General features: G+C 64.7%; 24 protein-coding genes and 1 tRNA gene. 17 read left to right on the forward strand and 8 right to left on the reverse strand.

The genetic code is table 11. The features are described 5' to 3' along the window. Positions 1-2: 2 nt before the first annotated feature. From AC3WTO_RS10900 to AC3WTO_RS10910, 3 genes are read left to right on the forward strand one after another with little or no spacing between them, the layout of a single operon-like run. Positions 3-635: a precorrin-8X methylmutase gene (locus AC3WTO_RS10900; RefSeq protein ID WP_492460718.1), complete on the forward strand. Its 633-nt coding sequence runs from the start codon at positions 3-5 to the stop codon at positions 633-635. After that, a complete protein-coding gene (locus tag AC3WTO_RS10905) occupies positions 632-1,381 on the forward strand; it encodes a precorrin-2 C(20)-methyltransferase (protein WP_492460719.1) in 750 nt (249 codons plus the stop codon). The genes AC3WTO_RS10900 and AC3WTO_RS10905 overlap by 4 nt, the downstream gene beginning before the upstream one ends. Then, entirely contained in the window at positions 1,378-2,142 is a 765-nt protein-coding gene (locus AC3WTO_RS10910) for a precorrin-3B C(17)-methyltransferase (RefSeq protein WP_492460720.1), read from the forward strand. Before AC3WTO_RS10905 ends, AC3WTO_RS10910 begins: the two co-directional genes overlap by 4 nt. Here AC3WTO_RS10910 and AC3WTO_RS10915 read toward each other — a convergent pair. Beyond that, entirely contained in the window at positions 2,106-2,873 is a 768-nt protein-coding gene (locus AC3WTO_RS10915) for a cobalt-precorrin-6A reductase (protein ID WP_492460721.1), read from the reverse strand. The two genes, AC3WTO_RS10910 and AC3WTO_RS10915, sit on opposite strands and share 37 nt — an antisense overlap. Position 2,874: 1 nt before the next feature. Between AC3WTO_RS10915 and cbiE the strand changes: the two genes are divergently transcribed. The 10 genes from cbiE (at position 2,875) to AC3WTO_RS10965 (ending at position 10,703) form a co-directional block, all read left to right on the forward strand. After that, positions 2,875-4,110, forward strand: a complete 1,236-nt coding sequence (gene cbiE, locus AC3WTO_RS10920) for a precorrin-6y C5,15-methyltransferase (decarboxylating) subunit CbiE (protein WP_492460722.1) — start codon at positions 2,875-2,877, stop codon at positions 4,108-4,110. Beyond that, entirely contained in the window at positions 4,107-4,484 is a 378-nt protein-coding gene (locus AC3WTO_RS10925; RefSeq protein WP_492460723.1) for a cobalamin biosynthesis protein, read from the forward strand. The genes cbiE and AC3WTO_RS10925 overlap by 4 nt, the downstream gene beginning before the upstream one ends. After that, complete coding sequence (cobM, locus tag AC3WTO_RS10930; RefSeq protein ID WP_492460724.1) at positions 4,481-5,239, forward strand: precorrin-4 C(11)-methyltransferase; 759 nt, start codon at positions 4,481-4,483, stop codon at positions 5,237-5,239. Before AC3WTO_RS10925 ends, cobM begins: the two co-directional genes overlap by 4 nt. Then, positions 5,236-6,021, forward strand: a complete 786-nt coding sequence (gene cobA / locus AC3WTO_RS10935; RefSeq protein ID WP_492460725.1) for a uroporphyrinogen-III C-methyltransferase — start codon at positions 5,236-5,238, stop codon at positions 6,019-6,021. Before cobM ends, cobA begins: the two co-directional genes overlap by 4 nt. Next, on the forward strand, positions 6,018-7,334 hold the full coding sequence (locus tag AC3WTO_RS10940) for a cobyrinic acid a,c-diamide synthase CobB (RefSeq protein WP_492460726.1): 1,317 nt from the start codon (positions 6,018-6,020) through the stop codon (positions 7,332-7,334). The genes cobA and AC3WTO_RS10940 overlap by 4 nt, the downstream gene beginning before the upstream one ends. Further along, positions 7,331-8,098, forward strand: coding sequence for an adenosylcobinamide-GDP ribazoletransferase (locus tag AC3WTO_RS10945; RefSeq protein WP_492460727.1), 768 nt, complete (start codon positions 7,331-7,333; stop codon positions 8,096-8,098). Before AC3WTO_RS10940 ends, AC3WTO_RS10945 begins: the two co-directional genes overlap by 4 nt. 24 nt (positions 8,099-8,122) lie before the next feature. Then, positions 8,123-9,133: a nicotinate-nucleotide--dimethylbenzimidazole phosphoribosyltransferase gene (gene cobT / locus AC3WTO_RS10950; RefSeq protein WP_492460728.1), complete on the forward strand. Its 1,011-nt coding sequence runs from the start codon at positions 8,123-8,125 to the stop codon at positions 9,131-9,133. A 138-nt stretch (positions 9,134-9,271) separates the two neighbouring features. After that, entirely contained in the window at positions 9,272-9,553 is a 282-nt protein-coding gene (locus AC3WTO_RS10955) for a hypothetical protein (RefSeq protein WP_492460729.1), read from the forward strand. Positions 9,554-9,774: 221 nt separating this feature from the next. Next, positions 9,775-10,023 carry a DUF982 domain-containing protein gene (locus tag AC3WTO_RS10960; RefSeq protein ID WP_492460730.1) on the forward strand — a complete coding sequence of 83 codons (249 nt, stop codon included), beginning with the start codon at positions 9,775-9,777 and terminating at the stop codon, positions 10,021-10,023. Positions 10,024-10,331: 308 nt separating this feature from the next. Next, positions 10,332-10,703: a hypothetical protein gene (locus AC3WTO_RS10965; RefSeq protein WP_492460731.1), complete on the forward strand. Its 372-nt coding sequence runs from the start codon at positions 10,332-10,334 to the stop codon at positions 10,701-10,703. Positions 10,704-10,842: 139 nt separating this feature from the next. Here the strand turns inward: AC3WTO_RS10965 and AC3WTO_RS10970 are convergent. Both AC3WTO_RS10970 and AC3WTO_RS10975 read right to left on the reverse strand, forming a co-directional pair. Continuing rightward, positions 10,843-10,918: transfer RNA gene (locus tag AC3WTO_RS10970), tRNA-Lys, on the reverse strand. 140 nt (positions 10,919-11,058) lie between these two features. Beyond that, positions 11,059-11,967: a PhzF family phenazine biosynthesis protein gene (locus AC3WTO_RS10975; RefSeq protein ID WP_492460732.1), complete on the reverse strand. Its 909-nt coding sequence runs from the start codon at positions 11,965-11,967 to the stop codon at positions 11,059-11,061. 114 nt (positions 11,968-12,081) lie between these two features. Between AC3WTO_RS10975 and AC3WTO_RS10980 the strand changes: the two genes are divergently transcribed. The 3 genes from AC3WTO_RS10980 (at position 12,082) to AC3WTO_RS10990 (ending at position 15,562) form a co-directional block, all read left to right on the forward strand. After that, positions 12,082-13,377, forward strand: a complete 1,296-nt coding sequence (locus tag AC3WTO_RS10980) for an efflux RND transporter periplasmic adaptor subunit (RefSeq protein WP_492460733.1) — start codon at positions 12,082-12,084, stop codon at positions 13,375-13,377. 269 nt (positions 13,378-13,646) lie between these two features. Further along, complete coding sequence (locus AC3WTO_RS10985) at positions 13,647-14,357, forward strand: ABC transporter ATP-binding protein (protein WP_492460734.1); 711 nt, start codon at positions 13,647-13,649, stop codon at positions 14,355-14,357. Beyond that, positions 14,354-15,562 (forward strand): ABC transporter permease, encoded by a 1,209-nt coding sequence (locus AC3WTO_RS10990; RefSeq protein ID WP_492460735.1) that lies wholly within the window; start codon positions 14,354-14,356, stop codon positions 15,560-15,562. The genes AC3WTO_RS10985 and AC3WTO_RS10990 overlap by 4 nt, the downstream gene beginning before the upstream one ends. A gap of 261 nt (positions 15,563-15,823) precedes the next feature. Here AC3WTO_RS10990 and AC3WTO_RS10995 read toward each other — a convergent pair whose 3' ends face one another. The 3 genes from AC3WTO_RS10995 to AC3WTO_RS11005 all read right to left on the reverse strand — a co-directional run bounded on the left by AC3WTO_RS10995 (position 15,824) and on the right by AC3WTO_RS11005 (position 18,189). Further along, on the reverse strand, positions 15,824-16,225 hold the full coding sequence (locus AC3WTO_RS10995) for a cupin domain-containing protein (RefSeq protein WP_492460868.1): 402 nt from the start codon (positions 16,223-16,225) through the stop codon (positions 15,824-15,826). A gap of 138 nt (positions 16,226-16,363) precedes the next feature. Further along, the gene (locus AC3WTO_RS11000) at positions 16,364-17,077 is read right to left on the reverse strand and encodes a hypothetical protein (protein WP_492460736.1); all 714 of its coding nucleotides are present in this window, start codon (positions 17,075-17,077) and stop codon (positions 16,364-16,366) included. A gap of 2 nt (positions 17,078-17,079) precedes the next feature. Next, positions 17,080-18,189 (reverse strand): endonuclease/exonuclease/phosphatase family protein, encoded by a 1,110-nt coding sequence (locus AC3WTO_RS11005; RefSeq protein WP_492460737.1) that lies wholly within the window; start codon positions 18,187-18,189, stop codon positions 17,080-17,082. Between the two features lie 212 nt (positions 18,190-18,401). Here AC3WTO_RS11005 and AC3WTO_RS11010 point away from each other — a divergent pair, with 212 nt between their 5' ends. Beyond that, complete coding sequence (locus AC3WTO_RS11010; protein WP_492460738.1) at positions 18,402-18,980, forward strand: BA14K family protein; 579 nt, start codon at positions 18,402-18,404, stop codon at positions 18,978-18,980. 311 nt (positions 18,981-19,291) lie between these two features. On the opposite strand, the gene ilvC is transcribed toward AC3WTO_RS11010, so the two are convergent. Then, positions 19,292-20,311: a ketol-acid reductoisomerase gene (gene ilvC / locus AC3WTO_RS11015; protein ID WP_492460739.1), complete on the reverse strand. Its 1,020-nt coding sequence runs from the start codon at positions 20,309-20,311 to the stop codon at positions 19,292-19,294. A 4-nt stretch (positions 20,312-20,315) separates the two neighbouring features. Then, positions 20,316-21,005, reverse strand: coding sequence for a TetR/AcrR family transcriptional regulator (locus AC3WTO_RS11020; RefSeq protein WP_492460740.1), 690 nt, complete (start codon positions 21,003-21,005; stop codon positions 20,316-20,318). Positions 21,006-21,008 lie beyond the last annotated feature (3 nt).

Genomic DNA, 21,008 nt, shown 5'->3' on the forward strand with positions numbered 1-21,008 from the left:
GTATGGCCGCCTACGACTACATCCATGACGGCAACGCCATCTACGAGCGTTCCTTTGCCATCATCCGCGCCGAGGCCGACCTGTCGCGCTTCTCGGAGGCCGAGGCCGACATCGCCATCCGCATGATCCACGCCTGCGGCCAGGTCGAGGCGGCAAGGCATTTCGTGTTCTCGCCCGATTTCGCCAGTGCCGCGCGTGACGCGCTCAAGGCCGGTGCGCCGATCCTGTGCGATGCCGAAATGGTGTCGCATGGCGTCACCCGCGCCCGCCTGCCAGCCGGCAACGACGTGATCTGCACGCTGCGCGATCCGCGCACTGCCGACATCGCCAAGGCGATCGGCAACACGCGTTCGGCTGCGGCCATCGACCTGTGGACCGACCGGCTCGCGGGTGCGGTGGTGGCGATCGGAAATGCGCCGACGGCGCTGTTCTACCTGCTGGAGAAGCTGCGCGACGGCGCGCCGAAACCGGCGGCCATCATCGGCATGCCGGTTGGATTTGTCGGCGCCGCCGAATCCAAGGATGCGCTGGCCGAGCATTCCTACGGCGTGCCGTTCGCGATCGTTCGTGGCCGGCTGGGCGGCAGCGCCATGACCGCTGCGGCGCTGAATTCGCTGGCGAGGCCGGGCCTGTGAGCGCGCCGGCAAAAGGCCGCCTGATCGGCGTCGGCACCGGCCCCGGCGATCCCGAACTGATGACGCTGAAGGCAGTGCGTGCGCTGGCTGAAGCCGATGTGGTGGCGCATTTCTCCAAGCGCGGTGCCAACGGCAATGCCCGCACTATCGTCGGCGCACATCACCGGCCGGACTGGATCGAGTTGCCGCTGGTCTACCCTGTCACCACCGAGATCGACAAGGACAGCGACGACTACAAGGCGGCGATCACCGGCTTTTACGAAGAGTCGGCGACCCGGGTCGCCAACCATCTCGACCAGGGCCGCACCGTTGCCATCCTCTCCGAGGGCGACCCGCTGTTCTACGGCTCCTACATGCACCTGCATGTGCGCCTTGCGCATCGATACCCGACCGAGGTCATTCCGGGCGTGACGGCGATGTCGGGCTGCTGGTCGGCCAATGGACTGCCAATCGTGCAGGGCGACGATGTGCTGACCGTGCTGCCCGGCACGATGAATGAGTTCGAACTGACCCGGCGATTGGCCGACACCGATGCCGCCGTCATCATGAAGGTTGGCCGCAACCTGCCGAAAATCCGTCGCGCGCTGGAAACCACAGGCAAGCTTGCCCGCGCCGTCTATGTCGAGCGCGGCACCATGCCTGGCTCGGTCTCGATGCGGCTGCAGGACAAGCCGGACGACAAGGCGCCTTATTTCGCCGTGGTATTGGTCGCGGGCTGGTCCGGCCGCCCGGAGGCAAGCCTGTGAGCGGCCGTCTCTATGTCATCGGCCTTGGCCCCGGCAACGCCGACCAGGTCACGCCGCAAGCCAGCCACGCAGTCGCCGAGGCCACATTCTTCTATGGCTACAAACCTTATGTCGACCGGCTTGAGCTGAAGCCGCATCAGACCCCGGTCGCCTCCGACAACCGCGAGGAACTGGCGCGCGCCAAGGAAGCGATCGTCAAGGCCGCCGAGGGTCATGCGGTGGCCGTCGTCTCCGGCGGTGATCCTGGCGTCTTTGCCATGGCCGCAGCAGTGTGCGAGGCGATCGAGGAAGGTCCTGCCGAATGGCGTGACATCGACCTGCAGATCGTGCCGGGTGTTACCGCGATGCTCGCCGTAGCCGCGCGCGCCGGCGCTCCGCTCGGTCACGATTTCTGCGCCATCTCGCTGTCCGACAATCTGAAGCCCTGGGATCTGATCGAGCTCAGGCTGCTCGCCGCCGCCGGCGCGGGTTTCGTGATCGCGCTCTACAATCCGATCAGCAAGGCCCGCCCCTGGCAGCTCGGCCGCGCCTTCGAGGCACTTGCCGCTGTGTTGCCGGGCACCACGCCGGTGATCTTCGGTCGCGCGGCCGGCCGCCCCGACGAGCGCATCGAAGTCGCCTCGCTGGCTTTCGCCCGCACCGACATGGCCGACATGGCGACCTGCGTGATCATCGGATCGCCTGAAACCCGTATCATCAAGCGCAGCGGCAAGCCGGCGCTGGTCTACACGCCGCGCTCGGCGACGGGACGCAGAGAATGATCGACCATAACCAGCAGTTCCGGGATGCCTGGCGCCGAAGCCACCGTCGGCAGGATGGGCCTGCGGATCATCACCACCTCGATGCCGAGCACCCGCGCCGCGGCGATCTTGCCGTAGGTCGCATCACCACCGCTGTTCTTGGAAACGATGACATCGATGCCGTGTTCGAGCAGCAATCGATGTTCGTCAGCTTCGCGAAACGGTCCGCGTGCCAGAAGATAGTCGACATGCGGAACGCCGAGCGGCGGCTCGACCGGATCGACGCTGCGCAGGAGATAGTGGTGCTGGGCCGCGCTCTCGAAAGCGCCGACCTCTTGGCGCCCGAGCGCCAGAAAGACACGTCGGGCGGGCTGGCCCAACGCAACGGCGGCAGCGGCGGCATCGTCCACTTCCGTCCAGCAATCGCCTTCTCTTCGCTCCCAGCCCGGGCGCCGCAGCGCCAGGATCGGTACGCCGGCAAGCTGCGCCGCCCTGGCAGCATTGACCGAAATGCGTGCCGCGTAAGGATGCGTGGCGTCGATCAGCAAATCGGTCCCGGTGTCGCGCAGATAGGCAACCAGGCCTTCGGCACCGCCGAAGCCACCGACGCGCGTCGGCACCTGCTGGGCCAGCGGATTTTCCGTGCGACCCGCCAGCGAAAGGGTCAATTCGACATCGGGCTTCGCCGCCAGATGGCTGGCCAGTTGCCTTGCCTCGGTCGTGCCGCCCAGGATGAGAATGCGGTGGGACATCATGCCTGCTGAGAAAGAAACGCGCGCCTTGCCAGCCTGGCTCGCCATCGTCGGCATCGGCGAGGACGGTGTAGCGGGTCTGGGCGATGAGGCCAAGCGGCTGATCGCCGAGGCCGAGTTCGTCTTTGGCGGCAGGCGTCATTTCGACCTCGCCGGATCCTTGGTCACCGGCGAGATGCACCCATGGCCAACGCCTTTCGATGCGGAGATGGATGCGGTTCTCGACCGCGCCGGCCGCCGTGTCTGCGTGCTGGCATCCGGCGATCCGTTCTTCTACGGCGTTGGCGTGACGCTGGCGCGCAAGGTGGCCGCCGCCGACATGGTGGTGGTGCCTGCTCCTTCATCCTTCTCGCTCGCTGCGTCTCGGCTTGGCTGGCCACTGCAGGATATCGAGACGATTTCCCTGCACGGACGCCCGCTCGACCTCATCCGGCCTTTGCTGCAACCCGGTGCTCGCATCCTGGCTCTGACCTCCGACGGGGCAGCACCATCCAGGCTGGCAGCGCTGCTCTCCGAACTGGGCTTCGGCCCGTCCCGGCTGACTGCGCTGGAGGCACTCGGTGGTCCGGACGAACTCGTCCGCGGCGCGCGCGCCGATGCCTTCAATCTCAAAAACATCAATCCACTCAATACCCTGGCGCTCGAAATTGAATCGGAAACGCAGGCGCGCATCCTGCCCCTGGCTTCCGGTCTCCCTGATGAGCTGTTCGAAACCGACGGCCAGATCACCAAGCGCGAAGTGCGCGCCATGACGCTGTCCGCGCTGGCGCCACGTCGTGGCGAAACTCTGTGGGACATCGGCGCCGGCTCCGGCTCCGTCGCCATCGAGTGGATGCTGTCGCATCCTTCGCTGCGCGCCGTCGCCATCGAAGCCAACGCCGAACGCGCGGGACGCACCCGGCGCAACGCCGTTGCTTTCGGCGTGCCGGAGTTGACCGTGATCGAAGGTGAGGCTCCGAAAGCGTTGTCCGGCCTGAGTGCGCCCGATGTCATCTTCATCGGCGGCGGCGGCACCGATGCCGGCGTGTTCGATGCCGCCTTGAAAGCATTGCCTTCCGGCGGCCGCTGCGTCGCCAATGCGGTCACGCTGGAGATGGAGGCGCTGCTGGTCGCCCGCCAGGCGGAACTGGGCGGCACACTGACGCGCATCGCCATTTCGCGCGCCGCGCCCGTCGGCACCATGCAGGCCTGGCGACCCGCCCTGCCGGTGACGCAGTGGAGTTGGGTCAAACCATGATCGTCGCGGGCATAGGCTGTCGCAAAGGCGTGGATACGGCCAGTGTTCTGGCGGCACTGGACGCGGCCCTTCACAGCCACACCCTTGATCGCTCCGCGCTCTCCGCGCTCGCCACCACCAGTTTCAAGCGGAACGAGGCCGCCATCTTTGCCGCTGCGGAGCGGCTTGGCCTTGCGGTGATCGTCGTCGAAGGCGCCGATGAGAGCGACGACACCCTCACCCGTTCCGATATTTCCCGCGCTATTGCCGGCTCGCCATCCGTTTCGGAAAGCGCGGCACTCGCGGCGGCCGGCAAGGACGCGCGCCTGCTTGGCCCGCGCCTCGTCACCGGCGCCGTCACCTGCGCCATCGCTGTCAGCGGAGCCTCGGCATGACCGTACATTTCATCGGCGCCGGTCCCGGCGCTGCCGATCTCATCACCTTGCGCGGCGCCAGGCTGCTCGCCTCCTGCCCGGTCTGCCTCTATGCCGGTTCGATCGTGGCGCCGGAACTGCTCGAGCATTGCGCGCCGGGCACACGGCTGGTCGACACCGCACCGATGTCGCTCGACGAGATCGAGGCCGAATATGTCGCCGCCGACAAGGCTGGACAGGACGTGGCGAGGCTGCATTCCGGCGATCTCTCGGTGTGGAGCGCCGTCGCCGAGCAGATCCGCCGGCTCGAACGCAACGGCATCGCTTACACGCTCACCCCAGGCGTGCCTTCCTTCGCCGCGGCCGCGGCAGCGCTCAAACGCGAGCTGACCATCCCGGAAGTGGCGCAAAGCCTGGTGCTGACCCGCGTTTCGGGCCGCGCATCCAAGATGCCGCCCGGCGAGACCCTGTCGGCCTTCGGACGAACGGGCGCGACGCTGGCCATACACCTCGCCATTCACGCCATCGAGCAGGTGGTGACGGAACTGACCCCGCATTATGGCGGCGATTGCCCTGTCGCCATCGTCTTTCGTGCCAGCTGGCCGGACGAACGCGTCATCCGCGCGACTTTGGAGACCGTCGCCGCCATACTGACCGCCGACCCGATCGAGCGCACCGCGCTGATCTTCGTCGGGCGCTCGCTCGCCGCAGAGGACTTCACCGAGAGTTCACTCTACGACGCCTATTACCAGCGCCGTTTCAGGAACCGGCTATGACGCTTTCCGCGACGCTCGAAAAGCTGACCGCACACAAGCCACAACTCGAACCCGGTCATGTCTGGCTGGCCGGCTCAGGCCCGGGCGATCCGAGCCTGCTGACGCTGGAAGTGCTTTCAGCACTCGGCCAGGCCGATGCGCTGGTGCATGACGCGCTGGTCTCCCGGGAGATCATCGACGTCGCCGAGCAGGCCGAGAAGTTTTATGTCGGCAAGCGCGGCGGCCGGCTGTCCATCCCGCAGGGTGAGATCAACACACTGCTGGTCAAGCTCGCCAGGGAAGGCCGCAAGGTGGTGCGCCTGAAGGGTGGCCACCCCTACGTCTTCGGGCGCGGTGGCGAAGAGACGCTGGCGCTGACCGAACACGGCATACCCTATCGCGTCCTGCCCGGCGTGACCTCGGCCTTTGGCGGACTGACCTCGGCCGGCATTCCGGCCACCATGCGCGGCATCAACGGTGCCATCATCCTGGCGACCGGCTTTGCCGCGGTTTCCGACGATCGCCCGGACTGGCAGGCGCTCGCCCGCACCGGCCAGCCCATCGTCATCTATATGGGCCTGACCCATATGGAAGCGACGATCGCCGACCTGCTGGCCGGCGGGCTGGCATCCGATACCCCTGCCGCGCTGATCGAAAATGCCACGCTGCCGCAGGAACGCACCGTCATTGCCACCCTCGGCACGCTGGTGGAGACCGCTGTACGCGAAGCGATCGTGTCGCCGGCGCTGATCGTCATCGGCGGCATCGTTGCCATGCGTGAACGGCTGGCGGCCAAGCCATGAACGCTGGCGCCATCATCGTCGGCGCCCCGCGCTCCGGCTCCGGCAAGACCAGCGTCACCATCGGCATACTGCGTGCGCTGGCAAGGCGCGGGGTGCGCGTGCGCGGCGCGAAGTCCGGCCCGGACTACATCGACCCAGGCTTCCATGCCGCCGCCACCGGTCTTCCCGGGGTCAACCTCGACAGCTGGGCGATGCCGCCTTCCCTGCTCAACGGCCTGGCGGCACGCGCTGCCGGCGATGCCGAACTGGTGGTGCTGGAAAGCGCCATGGGCCTGTTCGACGGCATTCCCTCCCCGGATGGCCGCACCGGTTCGGCGGCCGACCTCGCCCGGCTCTACCGATTGCCGGTGCTCCTGGTGCTCGACGTTTCCGGCCAGTCGACGACGGCCGCGGCGATCGCCAAGGGTTTTGCCTGCTACGACCCCAATGTGCGCATCGCCGGCGTCGTGCTCAATCGTCTCGGCAGCGAGCGCCATCGCAAGCTGTGCGCCGATGCCATCGAGGCGCTCGGCCTGCCGGTGGTGGGCGCGATCCAGCGCGATTCCGCCCTGGCTCTGCCTGAGCGCCATCTCGGTCTGGTCCAGGCCAGCGAACATGCCGGCCTGATGTCGCATCTCGACCGGCTCGCCGACATGGCCGAAACCTCTCTCAACCTCGATGCGATCATGGCGCTGGCGGCGCCGCTGCAACCGGCTGCAGGCGATTTCGGCGCGGCGCTGCCGCCGCCCGGCCAGCGCATCGCGCTCGCCGAGGATGCTGCCTTCACCTTCGTCTATCCACATGTCGCCACGCATTGGCGCGGGGCCGGCGCCGAGATCGTGCCCTTCTCGCCGCTCGCCGACGAAGCGCCGGATGCCGGCTGTGATATCTGCTGGCTGCCGGGTGGTTATCCGGAACTGCACGCAGGCACGCTCGCCGCCGCAGCGAATTTCCGCGCCGGCATGCTGCGCTTTGCCGCGTCCAAACCGGTTCACGGCGAGTGCGGGGGCTTCATGACGCTGGGTAACACGCTCGAAGACGCCGACGGCGTCACCCATGCGATGCTTGGCCTGCTCGGCCACTCCACGTCATTTGCCAAGCGCAAGATGAATCTCGGCTATCGCGAAGCGCGATTGAAAAGCGACTGCGCCCTTGGGACGTCCGGCACGGTCGTGCGCGGCCATGAATTCCACTATGCGCAAGTGATCGACGCCGGTTCGGACGCGCCGCTTGCCGATCTTGCCGATGGCCTCGGCAACTCGCTCGGCTCTTCGGGCGCGCGGCGTGGCCTGGTTAGCGGCACCTTCTTCCATGCCATCGCGATGAACCCATGAGCACGAACTCAGCCTCGGCCAGAATCGCCACCGACATCGCACTGTCACTGGTCTTCTTCACGCGATTGCCTTTGCCGGTTCTGGATTTCGGCGACCGCAAGCTGGCAGACGCGATCTGGGCAGCTCCGATTGCCGGTGTGGTGGTGGCGATCATCGGCGCGGCCGTGTTCACGCTGGCAACGAGCTTCGGCGTCGCATCGGGCCCCGCCGCAGCGCTTGCACTGGCTGCCATGATGCTGTCCACCGGCTCCCTGCATGAGGATGGGTTTTCCGACGTCGCCGACGGTTTCGGCGGCGGCCGCACTCCGGAACGCAAGCTCGAGATCATGCATGACAGCCGCATCGGCGCCTATGGTGCTTCCGCACTCGGCCTGAGCATCCTCATCCGCTGGAGCGCGCTCGCGGAGTTTTCCAACGGCTGGTCCGCCTTGCTGGCGCTGGTCGCTGCCCATGCCGCCTCGCGCGGCCTGCTCGGCGCCTTCCTGCACTGGCTGCCGTCTGCCACCGCCGAAGGTCTTTCTTCCCGCATCGGTACGGTTTCGCTGGGCACTGCCCAGTCAGGCATCATCCTGGGCGCCGTTGCGCTGCTGGTGCTGGGCTTTGGCAGCGCGATCGCTGCCGCGATCCTGCTCGCCGTGATCTTCGCTTATTTCCGCAAGCTCTGCCTCAGCCAGATTGGCGGCCACACCGGCGATGCCGCCGGCGCCCTGCAGCAGCTTTGCGAGATCGCCATCCTCATCGTCGCGTCCGTCGCACTCACCTGATTCCGTTTTGGAGACAAACCCGCCATGTCCTTCAAATCCTTTGACGAATTGCATGCCGCCTGCCGCAACCTGCCGGATGGCAGTGAAACGGCCGCGGCGGCTGTCGCGCGCCGTCAGGATACGTTGACGAAACCGCAGGGCAGCCTCGGCCGGCTGGAAACCATCGCCGCCTGGCTGGCGCGCTGGCAGGGCCGCGACATGCCTCGGCTCGACCGGGTGAAGGTGTTCGTCTTCGCCGGCAACCATGGCGTCACCGCTCAGGGCGTATCGGCCTACCCTTCGGAAGTCACCGTGCAGATGGTGGCCAACTTCGCCCATGGCGGAGCAGCCATCAACCAGCTCGCCCGCGCGACGGGTGCGGAACTCGATGTCATCCCGCTCGATCTCGACCATGCGACCGGCGACTTCACGCAGGGTGCCGCCATGGATGAGGCGGCTTTCCTTGCCGCCGTCTCCGCCGGCTATGACGCCGTGGATGCCGATCTCGACCTCGTCTGCCTGGGCGAAATGGGCATCGGCAACACCACCCCGGCCGCGGCGATTTCGGCTGCCCTGTTCGGCGGTGGCGCGGAGAAATGGACCGGTCGCGGCACCGGCGTCGACGATGCCGGCCTGAAACGCAAGATCGTCGCCATCGAAGCCGGCCTGGACCGCCATGCTGCGGTGCTTGCCGACCCGCTCAGGGCCGCGGCAGCGCTCGGTGGGCGTGAACTGGCAGCCATCTTCGGCGCGACGCTTGCTGCACGGCATCGCAATGTGCCGGTGCTGCTGGACGGCTTCGTCTGCACCGCTGCGGCCGCTCCCCTGGCCAAGCTGCATCCGGCAGGCCTCGCCCACACCATTGCCGCCCATGTCTCGGCGGAAGCCGGCCATCGCGGCCTGCTGCAGGCGCTGGGCCTGACGCCGCTGCTCGATCTCGGCATGCGCCTCGGCGAAGGATCCGGCGCTTGCCTCGCCGTCAATCTCATCCGCTCGGCGCTCGCGTGCCACGCCGGCATGGCAAGTTTCGCTGAAGCCGGCGTTTCGGAAAAATAGCCCCTGGTCTTGCCTGCCAACTGCGGCGAGCCTCCGTCGCGTGGCATTGCCAACGCACGGCTTTTCAGAGATTTTCCGAAGCGCGGGGGAACTTTCCCCGTGGCTCCAGCTTCCTGAGCCAAAGCAAGGAGATTGGTGATGAAGCGTTTCGCGACCTGCACACTCACGGCGGTCCTGGCAGTCGGCCTCGCCGCGCCGAGCTTTGCCGGCGAGAAGAAGCACCCCCACAAGAAGCAGCGCGTCCACCACGAGGAACGCTACTTACCGGCCGGGCGGACGCTGGTGGAGATGTTGTTCGGCGGACCGCGTTATTACGACAAGCAGCTGTTCACCACCGCAGCCGGCCCCTGCGCCTATCATCGCGTCGGCCCCGACGCCAATGCGGCAAACGACATCAACGACCGCTATTGCGGGAAATAGCGGTCAACGTGAGTACTGCGAGGCCTCGTTCGAGAAGTGACAAGTCAGCGCGCTCATCCTTGTCGATGAGGACGACGGCAAAACTGTCTCGGAAGACAGCTGATACAGGGACGGGCGCTGTGGCACATCACGCAACGTGAGCGTGCATGCGAGAATGTGAAGAAACCAACAGACGTGTTGCGCCGTATGATGTTCCGTGGGGCCTCGTTGGAGACTTGCTCATGGATCATCGCGAAACAGGCACATTCGACGAACCGGTCGCTGTGCGACTGCCTGCAGGAAAGAAAATGGTAAAGAGCACGCGCGACGCCGCGGAATTGCTGCTCTACCACTGGCCGATTGGTGAAACGGCACAGCGGATCGTAGCAAGGATGGCCTGCATGCGCGTACTCGGCGGTGGCGGCGAACCCAGGATTGCCCGGGAGGCCTTCCTGGCCGCGGCCAAGGAAGCGAAGATCCTCATAGCCTGACAAAATGTTACTTCGCTGAGATAGCAGACGTAGCGTACCGCCTCTTGGTCCGATGCAACAGACAGGTCGCTCCTCCAAGCTGCCTATACGACGATCGTCGCACTTGTCGCCTCCGCCCAGCGATCGATAGGTTCCCATCCGATCGGGGTCGCCTGACAGCAGTTCTCGGCGCGCTCAGGCAACACAGTCGGTCTGGAGGGAGGCGAGCCCGATCACCTGCGTTCAGATCGTTGCGGCCTATTTCATCGGGCTGAGATGACAGCCGCAGCGCTACCGGATAAGTGTCCCCGTCCAAATGAGGGGTCATCATGAAATCGTTGTTCTTGTCCGTAGGCCTGTTGATGGCCGTGGCACCATGCGCCGCTTTCGCGCAGCCAATCGAATCCTATGTCGCCAGGCTGAGCGCCGCCGACCATTTCAATTCCAATGGCGAGCGCCTCACCAGCGTTGCCGCGATCATCCGGCAGGACAGAGCCAACCTCTATGTCTACGGCAAGGGTGATTCCGAGGACGAGACGGATTCGTTCTTCGCGGACAAGGGCAACCGGGCCAGGCTTGAAGAGATGCTGAACCGGGGAGCCGCGAGCAAGGCGTCGCGGCAGGCGATTCTGAACGGAACACCGGCGATCCGGGTCGATGTCTATCCCGACTTCATCAACGTCGAAGTCTATCGGGACTGAACTGTTTCGGCTCCTGCCTCGCCAGCCATAGCAGGACATCCAAGCATATCGCGCCGGAGCAGAACCGGCGCGACTTCCACGACACAGAAGCAACCTGTGAGAACAGGTCGCTTTCGGAATGCCATCTAAGTGATTGAAATGGTGGGTGATGTAGGGATCGAACCTACGACCCGCTGATTAAGAGTCAGCTGCTCTACCAACTGAGCTAATCACCCACGGGGCTGGTGAAAACCAGCTTGGGCGGGCATATAGCCGCCGCTCCCCCTCCTGTCCAGCCCCTGTCGCTTCATTTCCCGACAAATCGTTACGGTTCTTTTTGCCGCACCCTTTTGCGGGCCGATCAACGGCCGTTCGATCACACGAACAGCTTGCCCTCGCCCACCTTGACCGCCTGCCCGCCAATGCGGGCGGACGCCAGCCTGCCGCCCGCGACATCGAGTTCGAGACGGATTCGCGACGGGCGCCCCATTTCCAGGCCCTGTTCGATCCAGCAGCGCGTCATGCCATCGCCCGGCTGGTCGAAATGCATGATGGCACCGGCAAAGGCGGCCGCGGCCGAACCGGTTGCCGGATCCTCATAGGACGGATTGCCGGGCACGATCATACGCACGTGGAAGGCGCTTTCCCTGTTCACGGTTTCGCGGCAGTAGACGTAGGGGCTGGCAAAAGCCCATTCGCTCTTCTTCGGCGCCAACTGTGCCCACATGTCGTTGTTGAGCCGTGCCTTGGCCGCGGCCGCCAGATTGGCAACCGGGATGGTGACATAGGGCACGCCGGCGCTGAAAAAGGCGACACGGTGGTTCTCGAAGCCGATCTCGTGCGGCCCGAGCCCCAGCGCCGCGCCGATCGCATCAGGCTCGGCTGTGAGCTTGAGCTGCTCAGGCAATTTGGCAAGGTCGAACTCGGCGAAGGTGGCGCCCTCGCCGCGGCTGACGGCGCAGCGCACCGGCCCGATGTTTTCCTCCAGCACGAAGATCGCATCCTCCGTGCGCTCTTCCAGCTCGGCCAGGGCGATGGCGCTGCCAACGGTCGGGTGCCCGGCAAAAGGCATCTCGTAGTCCGGCGTGAAAATACGGATGCGGGCCCGGTGACGCGGGTTCTCCGGCGGCAGCACGAAGACCGATTCGGACAAATTGAACTCGCGGGCGATGCGTTGCATGGCCTCGAGGTCCAGCCCTTCGCAGTCGAGCACCACAGCCAGTGGATTTCCGGCCAGCCGGTCATCCGTAAAAACGTCATAAATCAGATAGTTGCGTGCCGCCATGACCGAATTCCCGCTCGTCCTTTTTCCAACATGACTGAAAATTAATTTGCTATTGCCCACACAAAACCTGATGTGTCGCAAGTAGGGACATTACGAGCAGCATAGGGGTCCGGCGTGGACCAGACTGTCAAGCAGCCAGGGGCGGAAGAGGCTTCCGCCATCAGGGCGTCCCTCGACCTCGACGGACCAGGAACAAACAAACGACGCCGGCGCGGCTGGTTTTTTGCCGTTCTGGCCGTGCTTGTCATCGCGGCCGCCTTCGGTGGCTGGCGCTGGTATGCAGGCACCCCTGCCCGCATCGACTACACCACACAACCCGCCGCGCGCGCCGACCTCACCGTCCAGGTTTCGGCAACCGGCACCTTGCAGCCGTTGACCCAGGTCGACATTTCATCTGAACTCTCTGGCATCGTCCGTACCGTCTCCGTCGAGGAAAACCAGCAGGTCAGGAAGGGCGACGTGCTGGCTTCACTCGACACCACCAAGCTGGAAGTCCAGATCGAACGCGCCAAGGCTTCGGCGAAAGCGGCAGCCGCGGCAGTCGAAACTGCCCAGGTCACGCTGCGTGAAAGCGAGCAGAGCCTGTCGCGCACCTCCGAACTGACCAAGCGTGGCATGGCCACTCAGCAGGCGCTCGACACCGCGCTGGCCGCCCGCGACCGCGCCAAGGCCGCGCTGGACAGCGCGGAAGCCAGCCTGGCGATTGCAAATGCTGATCTCAAGGCACAGCAGACGGATCTCGCCAAGAGCACGATCTATGCACCGATCGACGGCATCGTGCTGACCCGGTCGGTCGATCCCGGCCAGACCGTCGCGTCGTCGCTGCAGGCGCCCGTCCTGTTCGTCATTGCCGCCGACCTGAAGAAGATGGAAGTGCAGGCAGCGATCGACGAGGCCGACATCGGCACCGTGCAACCCGGCCAGAATGCGCGTTTCACTGTGGATGCCTTCCCCGAACGCCCGTTCAACGCGCAGATCCGCGAAATCGCCTACGCGTCGGTCACCACCGATGGCGTCGTCACCTACAAGGCGCGCCTCGAGGTGGACAATGGCGAACTGCTGTTGCGCCCCGGCATGACCGCGACCGTCTCCGTCGTGACCAAGCAGGCCAAGGGCGCCCTGACCGTCCCGTCATCCGCGTTCCGTTTCCGGCCAAGCGCCGATACGCGCAACCGCGAATTCAGCCTGCTGTCGATGTTCACTGGTCGCCCGAACCGCATCAACGCCGGCCCGCGCGACCGCCAGCAGGCACGCGGGCCGGAGGGAACACGCCGACTGTTCATCCTGAAGGACGGCCGGCCCCACCCCGTGGATGTCACCGTGGGCTCGACCAATGGCGACCTGACCGAGGTTCTCTCGGGACTGGGCGAAGGCGATCTCGTCATCACCGCCGCCCAGCAGCGCAGCTGACCATGTCTAGCCCGCATTTCTTACACTCGCTGCGGCCTGCGCCGGTTCAAGAAGCCGACAGGGTAGGAGCCGTGCACAGCCGCGATGCGGGGCATCGCGCAAGCACGGCGACGCACTCTGTCGGCTTCTTCAACCGGCCCTCCGGGTTGCCTTTCGGCGGGCGTCTACGGCGTCGAGTGGCTCAACCGTATGTCCCTATACGCTTTTCGCCCCTCGACGCCGTATCCACCTCGCCCAAAGAGCAACGCAGACCGCATGGAGTGTGAGAAATGCGGGCTAGGGCTCCGCTGATCAATTTCGACAAAGTCTGGAAGACCTATGGCGACGGTGAGGCGCGGGTGAATGCCCTGGCCGGCATCGATCTTGCCATTCCGCGTGGCGAATTCGTCGCCATCATGGGCCCTTCCGGTTCGGGCAAATCGACGGCGATGAACATCGTCGGTTGCCTCGATACGCCGACCGCCGGCACCTACAGCTTCATGGGCGTCGATGCCGGCCGCCTCGATCGCGGCCGCCGCGCGACCTTGCGCAACCTGCATATCGGCTTCGTCTTCCAGGGCTACAATCTTCTGCCGCGCACCACCGCCGTCGAGAATGTCGAACTGCCGCTGATCTATCGCGGTGCTGCCCACACCGAACGCCGGCAACTTGCCATGCAGGCACTGGCCGAAGTGGGGCTGACCGGGCGCGAACACCATACGCCCGCCGAGCTGTCCGGCGGCCAGCAGCAGCGCGTGGCCATTGCCCGCGCCATCGTCAGCCGTCCGACGCTCCTGGTGGCCGACGAGCCGACCGGCAATCTCGATACGGCGCGCAGCCACGAGATCATGGATCTGCTCACCCGGCTGAACCGGGAACTTGGCCTGACCATCGTCATGGTCACGCATGAGCCGGACATCGCCGCCTATGCCGGCAGGACCATCCGTTTCCTCGACGGACATGTCGCTTCCGACGCAAGAACCGCGGAGGCCGCCCTATGATCTGGGAAACCATTCGTCTCGCGCTGCGTTCGGTGCGCCGCAATGCGTTGCGCTCGTTCCTCACCCTGCTCGGCATCGTCATCGGCGTCGCCGCCGTCATCGCCATGCTGACCATCGGCTCCGGCACCACGCAGAAGGTGAAAGCGGACATCTCCAAGCTGGGCTCGAACCTGCTCGTGGTGCGCTCCGGCCGCTTCAACGGCCCGAGAACCTCCGATTCCGTCGCCCGGCCGCTCGAAGAAAAGGACGCAGAGGCGCTGTCCAGACAATTGACCGGAGCGCGGGCGATCGCGCCTGCGGCGCAAAAGCAGGTGCGTGCCGTTTTCGGTACGGAAAGCCTGGTCACCAGCGTGACCGGCACCGAAAGCGCCTTCCTCGATGCGCGCGACTGGAAGCTCGCTTCCGGCCGCGCCTTTTCCGAATCCGAGACCCGCTCGGGCGCGGGCGTGTGCCTGATCGGCGAGACGGTGCGCCAGCAATTCTTCGGCGCCGGCGATCCGGTCGGCGAGGCAATCCGCGTAAACCGCATGAGCTGTCAGATCATCGGCCTGCTCGAGGCGAAGGGCTACACCGGTTTCGGCCAGGACCAGGACAATGTCGTGCTGATGCCGCTGCACGCCTTTCAGCGGCGCATCGCCGGCAATCGCAACGTCGACAACATCTATGTCTCCGCCGATGAAGCCACGCCGACGTCGGAGCTTCTGCCGCGCGTCGAAGGCATTTTGCGCGATGCACGACGCGTGCCGCCTGACGGCGAAAACGACTTCGACATCCGCGACATGACGCAGATCGCCGACACGATGGCGTCCGCCACCGCGACCATGACCGGCATGCTGGGCGCCGTTGCCGGCGTGAGCCTGCTGGTCGGCGGCATCGGCATCATGAACATCATGCTGGTATCGGTCACCGAGCGCACGCGCGAGATCGGCATCCGACTTGCCATCGGCGCACATGAGCGCCACATCCTCATCCAGTTCCTGGTCGAGGCGACGGTGCTGTCCCTGCTCGGTGGCATCATCGGCATCATGCTCGGCCTCTCCCTGGCGGGACTGGCGGCTTTGACGATGTCTATCCCCTTCTCGCCGAGCCCTGCCGTCATCCTGCTCGCCGTCGGTTTCTCGGCCCTGATCGGCATGGTCTTCGGCTTCTTCCCGGCCCTGCGCGGCGCGCGGCTGGACCCGATCGAAGCCCTGCGCCACGAATAGAGCTTATGCCAAAGGTCCTGGATGTTGACACATCCAGGACGCCTCAATCGCCGGCGCGGCCCATCCGGGCCGCTAGAGCATTTTGTAGCCAAGTGGAATCACTTGGCGTTACAAAAATGCGACGAAAACAAAAAACTAGAGCGTTTCCGCGTTTTCGTGAAAAAACGGAAACGCTCTAGGCTTACGCGCCAATGGGCGCGGCGCCCAAGAACACAGTCAATTGGCGTGCGCTCCAACGGTCATTCAATATGACCGTTGGTATTACTTCCGCAGCAGCGTGTTTGCCGTCCCCTCTTCGACCTGGTCTATGACCAGAAGCTTGACCGGATCGGCGCCAACGTTGACGGCCTGATGCCAGGTACCGATCATTTCGACGATGAAATCGCCGGTCTGGTAGGTCTTGCTTTTGCCGGTCTCGACATTGGTCACCTGCAAAGTGCCGCCTTGCACATAGGCATAGCGGGCTGACGGATGCTGGTGCACGGGCAAGGTCGCTCCGCTCGGGATCTCATAGGTCGAGACCAGAACCTGCACATTTTTCTGCGGCAGGACGATCGGTTGTCCGCTGGCGGTCGTCGTCACCGAAGCCAGTGGCTTAACGACCACCTTGGCGCCCGTATTGCCGCTGTCGAGCGCACCAGCAGCACCGCTATAGGACACCATTGCCAGCGCAAGGACGCCGGCCCAAAGCCGCATTCGAACAGCCTGCATGATCGCCTCTTCCCTCTCGAGCCATCGGCAAGGGTCGCCGACGCCAACCAGTGACGCAACGGCACGCCGGTAGCAAGGGGGTTACCGAGGTCAGGCGAAATGCCAGCGGGCGACGGCGGCGAGATGGTTGAGCGTCCCTTCGGGCAGATCGCTTTCCGAACGGATGACCACCGGTCCTTCGATCTCCGGCTCGGCCTCCGAGGCAACGAAGGCGCGGATCCGCTCGGCCGCTGTCTCGGCATCCTCGCCAAGATAATAACGGCGAAACAGCATGGTCGAACCGTTGATCGAATGCAGATGGTAGCCGGGCTCGCGCGGCGTATGGGTCAGGTCAAGCCCGGTCTCTTCCATCACTTCGCGATGCATGTTGCCAACCGTATCGGCACGGCCGTCGACAAAATCCTCGGGTTCGAACGAGCCCGCGGCAAAATAGACGCGGCCGGCATTGGCCGTATGCGCCCCCATCCGCACAGCCACCAGCGCACCGTCGCGCGCCACCAAGGCGGCCTGGGCAAAACAATGCTCGATGTCGGGGCTGCCCTTGTTCTTGCGCCAGTAGAGCATCGTTGCGAACCGTGCCAAATGGCATCGCCCGATAAGTTCGCCGTCAGCGTTGAACCTGAGCTCCGAAGGCAGCGTCAGGATGCCATCGTAGAGATGAGGGTTGGCTGCATGCTCCAGCCGCCAGTTCTCTTCGATCAGCGTCATGTTGTCGATTTCGAACGGGTGCGGCTCGGGGTCGAGTCGCACGTCCACCGAAGCGACAGGCAGGATGATGCCGCGCGGAATCTCGAAACGCGCCATGCTCAGACGAGATCCAGCGTGACCGCCACTGGGCAATGGTCGGAAGCCTTCGGCCTGTCCCATCCGATGCGCGGGAACCGCTCGATCTCCTGGCCCGGCGGAAACGGCGTGCGCCAGGGCTGTCCGTTGCGGATGATGTCGGGAATGGCGGCGTTGCGCGCCGCCATTCCTTTTGACAACAGGATGTAGTCGAGCTGGCAGAGATGCCGCTCCTGCGGCCCGCGCGTGTGATAGAGCGTCCAGCGATCCATTTCGGGACGTCGTTCGACGATGTTCTCGGCAAAACCGTCCGCCAGGAAAACGTTCAGGCAGGATTCGGCCTCCGCCACCGGCTTGAAGTTGTACCCGGCATAACCGTCGCCACCGATCAGGACGCGATGGCGGTAGTCGTTCATGTCGCCGCAGATCGCCCACCGCTTGGAGGCGGCATGTTCGGCGCCGAAACGCTGTTCGATGATGCGGCGAACCGCGCGCGCTTCCGCATTGCGCAGCGGCATGGTCGCGGCGCGGCCGTCGAGACCATTGCGTGGCGGCCCCATCGACTTGAAATGCACCAGATAGAGCGTCAGCGGCACGCCACCGACCGTGACGTCGATCTCCAGGCAATCGCGCCGGAAGATGCGCTCGTTGGCTTCATAGCCGAGCGCGGCGAGCTCCGGCGTGAACAGGCCGAACTGCTCGAAAGTGACATAGGCATGGCTGGTCATGCGCACGAAGTCGATAGGCTGGCCATGCGCAGTTTCGGTGCGCATCATGACGGCAACATCGATACCGCGGGAATCGTTGCCGTCGGTGGTGTATTTCTGGCGGTAGCCCTCGCCGACCATCTTGAACAGATAGCCATATTCGAAGGCTTTCAACGCCTCGATATTGTCCACCTCCTGCAGGCAGATGATGTCGGCGCGCGTCGCAGCGATCGCCAGCGCCGTAAGCTGGCGGGTGTCGTCGGAATGGGCGATGACCCTGGCCTGCTCGAGCTGCCGGTACTCGGCCTCGCTGCGGATATCGAAGAGCGCCAGCGTTCGATCTTCGTTGAGCTGGTTGCGGTAGCCCGAAAAATCGAACCTGTTCATCAGGTTCTCGACATTGAAGGTAGCGAGGCGCAGCGACATGACCCGAGCTTTGCCTGCAAGCGGCATCAAAGACAAGGGCTGATCCCTAGGGTTGAACCATGGGCTGAACCTGTTCGATAACGGGACGCGACAAGCCGTTTGGAATAGTTGATGAAACCTTTCCATTCATCGCCCGTTCATGGATCGAAGCCCATTGTCGTGCTCTCCCTCGGAATCCAAGGGCGCGGGGCCTGTGGTTTATGGAGAGTGTTATGAAACGGCTCATCAACTTCCGCACCGGGCTCGTGACGCTCGGCCTGCTTGTCGGCCTCTCGGCGCCGGCCTTTTCTGTTCCCATGCCCGCACCGGCAGTACCGGCAACCCCGGCACAGTCCGACATCGTGAAGGTTCGCGACAGCTGGGCCGGCGGTGGTGGCGGTGGCGGCATCAGGAACAATGAATGGCGCCGCGGCTGGCGTGGTGACGGCTGGCGCGGCGATCGTGGCTGGCGTCGCGACGGATGGCGCGGTGACGGGTGGCGTGGCGATGGCTGGCGTGGCCGCCATTGGCGTGGCGACCGTGGCTGGCGCGACGACGGTTGGCGCTATCGCCGCCACTACCGCCGCGGCTGGGACAACTCCGGCGTCTATCTCGGGCTTGGCCTGCTCGGCTCCGGCCTGATGTACAACGACAACTATTATCAGCCGCGTCCACGTATCTATCGCGCCCCACGCGCATCCGGCCACGTGCAATGGTGCTATTCGCGCTATCGGTCGTACCGGGCCTGGGACAACACCTTCCAGCCCAACTACGGACCGCGCCGGCAATGTGTTTCGCCCTACCGTTATTGAGGTGTTGACTGAGCCGGCGCGGCCCCCCGCCGCGCCGGCTCTCGCACCGTCGCCGGGAGCCCCCCGCGGGACCGGCCGAATCGGTACGGAAATACCTGGTTCACCCCGTCACGGAGTGAAGATGGTCGCCCGGGGCTCACCCGTTCTGGATCTCGCCCCTGTCAATCAATGACAAGCGAGCTTCATGCCAGTTGGACCCGTGCCGGAATGGCACATGAAAAAGGCCGGCGAAGTGACTCGCCGGCCTTTGATTTTGTCACTGCGCATCGTTTGAGGGTGCGCGTCCCGCATCGATGTGCGGCCGGACAGTCTTAGTTCTTGGCCTTGTCGACCAGCTTGTTCTTCGAGATCCACGGCATCATGCCGCGCAGCTTCTCGCCGACCTGTTCGATCGGGTGTTCGTCGTTGAGACGGCGGGTTGCCTTGAAGCGGGCGAGACCGGAGCGGTATTCCTGCATCCACTCCGACGTGAACTTGCCGGTCTGGATGTCGGTGAGAACGCGCTTCATCTCTGCCTTGGTCTCGGCGGTGATGATGCGCGGACCCGAGACGTATTCACCCCACTCGGCGGTATTCGAGATCGAGTAGTTCATGTTGGCGATGCCGCCTTCATAGATCAGGTCGATGATCAGCTTCGTTTCGTGCAGGCACTCGAAATACGCCATTTCCGGTGCGTAACCGGCTTCCACCAGCGTCTCGAAACCAGCGCGGATCAGTTCGACCAGACCGCCGCACAGCACTGCCTGTTCGCCGAACAGGTCGGTCTCGCATTCCTCGCGGAAATTGGTCTCGATGATGCCGGAGCGACCACCGCCAACGCCGCAGGCATAGGAAAGCGCCAGATCGAGCGCATTGCCCGACGGATCCTGATGGACGGCAACCAGGCACGGCACGCCGCCGCCCTTCTGGTATTCGCCGCGCACGGTGTGGCCAGGGCCCTTGGGCGCAACCATCAGCACGTCGACGGTCGCCTTCGGCTCGATCAGGCCGAAATGCACGTTGAGGCCGTGTGCGAAGGCGATTGCCGCGCCGTCGCGAATGTTCGGAGCGATCTCGTTCTTGTAGATGTCGGCCTGCAGTTCGTCAGGCGTCGCCATCATCATCAGGTCGGCCCACTTGGCTGCTTCCGCGACGGTGAGCACCTTGAGACCATCGGCTTCGACCTTCTTGGCGGTCGCCGAGCCGGCCTTGAGGCCGATGGCGATTTCCTTGACGCCGGAATCCTTGAGGTTCAGCGCATGGGCACGGCCCTGTGAACCATAGCCGATGACAGCGACCTTCTTGCCCTTGATCAGGTTCAGATCGGCATCACGATCGTAATAGACACGCATTTCTTCATTCCTTCCCGTTGAAGTCAGTGGCCTTGCGGCCGGGGTTTTGCCCGTAGAGAGCGAGAAACTGTTGGGTGGCCCGCGCAGCATCGGTTTCGATGGTGGCTTCGGTCAGGCCGGGCCAGTCACCGAGCAAAAGGCGGATCTGTACGTCGCGCGCGACCAATCCGAAAAAAGTGCGAAAAGCGGTTTCGGCATCCTCAAAGGCAAGCAGCCCTGCCCGCTTGCCTGCGTCGAGCACAGGCTTCAGGCGCTTGGCGAGCGCGAAGCGGCCGTTTTCGAGCACGATGGCGCCGAGATTGTCCTTGCCCGAACCGGCATGGCTGACCGCAACGCGGTTCAGGGCGATCGACGTGTCGCTGGCGATCACTTTCAGCCAGTCGCGCGCATATCCCTCCAGGCTTTCCACCAGGGAGATCAGATCGGGATTGCCCTGGTCGACCGGGGTGACCCGCACCTTCGACGCCTGCCAGCGCACGGTGGCGGTGAGCAGCCCGTCACGGTCGCCGAACCATTTGTAGAGTGTTTCCTTGGAGCAGGAAGCCCGCCGCGCCACCGTCGTCATCGACAGGTGATCGCCCTCTTCAACGAGAAGCCTCAGGACGGTGTCCAGCACATCCTTCTGGCGATCGGTCAGCGCTTCGGGCTGCGCATTCTGCGCCTCCGCTCCGCTCTGACTGGTGTCCGTTTCCATCGC

It is taken from the genome of Mesorhizobium sp. EU05-FHT14A09, assembly GCF_058790995.1.

What these genes read in the sequence shown, in the direction of transcription:
- AC3WTO_RS10995 (WP_492460868.1), bottom strand. Translation starts at nt 16,225, where the DNA reads ATGGTGTCCTATAGCGGTGCTGCTGGTGCGCTCGACAGCGGCAATACG.
- AC3WTO_RS11000 (WP_492460736.1), bottom strand. Translation starts at nt 17,077, where the DNA reads ATGGCGCGTTTCGAGATTCCGCGCGGCATCATCCTGCCTGTCGCTTCG.
- AC3WTO_RS10975 (WP_492460732.1), bottom strand. Translation starts at nt 11,967, where the DNA reads ATGGCGGCACGCAACTATCTGATTTATGACGTTTTTACGGATGACCGG.
- AC3WTO_RS10900 (WP_492460718.1), top strand. Translation starts at nt 3, where the DNA reads ATGGCCGCCTACGACTACATCCATGACGGCAACGCCATCTACGAGCGT.
- AC3WTO_RS10945 (WP_492460727.1), top strand. Translation starts at nt 7,331, where the DNA reads ATGAGCACGAACTCAGCCTCGGCCAGAATCGCCACCGACATCGCACTG.
- AC3WTO_RS10965 (WP_492460731.1), top strand. Translation starts at nt 10,332, where the DNA reads ATGAAATCGTTGTTCTTGTCCGTAGGCCTGTTGATGGCCGTGGCACCA.
- cobM (WP_492460724.1), top strand. Translation starts at nt 4,481, where the DNA reads ATGACCGTACATTTCATCGGCGCCGGTCCCGGCGCTGCCGATCTCATC.
- AC3WTO_RS10940 (WP_492460726.1), top strand. Translation starts at nt 6,018, where the DNA reads ATGAACGCTGGCGCCATCATCGTCGGCGCCCCGCGCTCCGGCTCCGGC.
- AC3WTO_RS10960 (WP_492460730.1), top strand. Translation starts at nt 9,775, where the DNA reads ATGGATCATCGCGAAACAGGCACATTCGACGAACCGGTCGCTGTGCGA.
- AC3WTO_RS11020 (WP_492460740.1), bottom strand. Translation starts at nt 21,005, where the DNA reads ATGGAAACGGACACCAGTCAGAGCGGAGCGGAGGCGCAGAATGCGCAG.
- AC3WTO_RS11005 (WP_492460737.1), bottom strand. Translation starts at nt 18,189, where the DNA reads ATGTCGCTGCGCCTCGCTACCTTCAATGTCGAGAACCTGATGAACAGG.
- AC3WTO_RS10985 (WP_492460734.1), top strand. Translation starts at nt 13,647, where the DNA reads ATGCGGGCTAGGGCTCCGCTGATCAATTTCGACAAAGTCTGGAAGACC.
- cbiE (WP_492460722.1), top strand. Translation starts at nt 2,875, where the DNA reads ATGCCTGCTGAGAAAGAAACGCGCGCCTTGCCAGCCTGGCTCGCCATC.
- cobA (WP_492460725.1), top strand. Translation starts at nt 5,236, where the DNA reads ATGACGCTTTCCGCGACGCTCGAAAAGCTGACCGCACACAAGCCACAA.
- AC3WTO_RS10990 (WP_492460735.1), top strand. Translation starts at nt 14,354, where the DNA reads ATGATCTGGGAAACCATTCGTCTCGCGCTGCGTTCGGTGCGCCGCAAT.
- AC3WTO_RS10955 (WP_492460729.1), top strand. Translation starts at nt 9,272, where the DNA reads ATGAAGCGTTTCGCGACCTGCACACTCACGGCGGTCCTGGCAGTCGGC.
- ilvC (WP_492460739.1), bottom strand. Translation starts at nt 20,311, where the DNA reads ATGCGTGTCTATTACGATCGTGATGCCGATCTGAACCTGATCAAGGGC.
- AC3WTO_RS10915 (WP_492460721.1), bottom strand. Translation starts at nt 2,873, where the DNA reads ATGTCCCACCGCATTCTCATCCTGGGCGGCACGACCGAGGCAAGGCAA.
- cobT (WP_492460728.1), top strand. Translation starts at nt 8,123, where the DNA reads ATGTCCTTCAAATCCTTTGACGAATTGCATGCCGCCTGCCGCAACCTG.
- AC3WTO_RS10925 (WP_492460723.1), top strand. Translation starts at nt 4,107, where the DNA reads ATGATCGTCGCGGGCATAGGCTGTCGCAAAGGCGTGGATACGGCCAGT.
- AC3WTO_RS11010 (WP_492460738.1), top strand. Translation starts at nt 18,402, where the DNA reads ATGAAACGGCTCATCAACTTCCGCACCGGGCTCGTGACGCTCGGCCTG.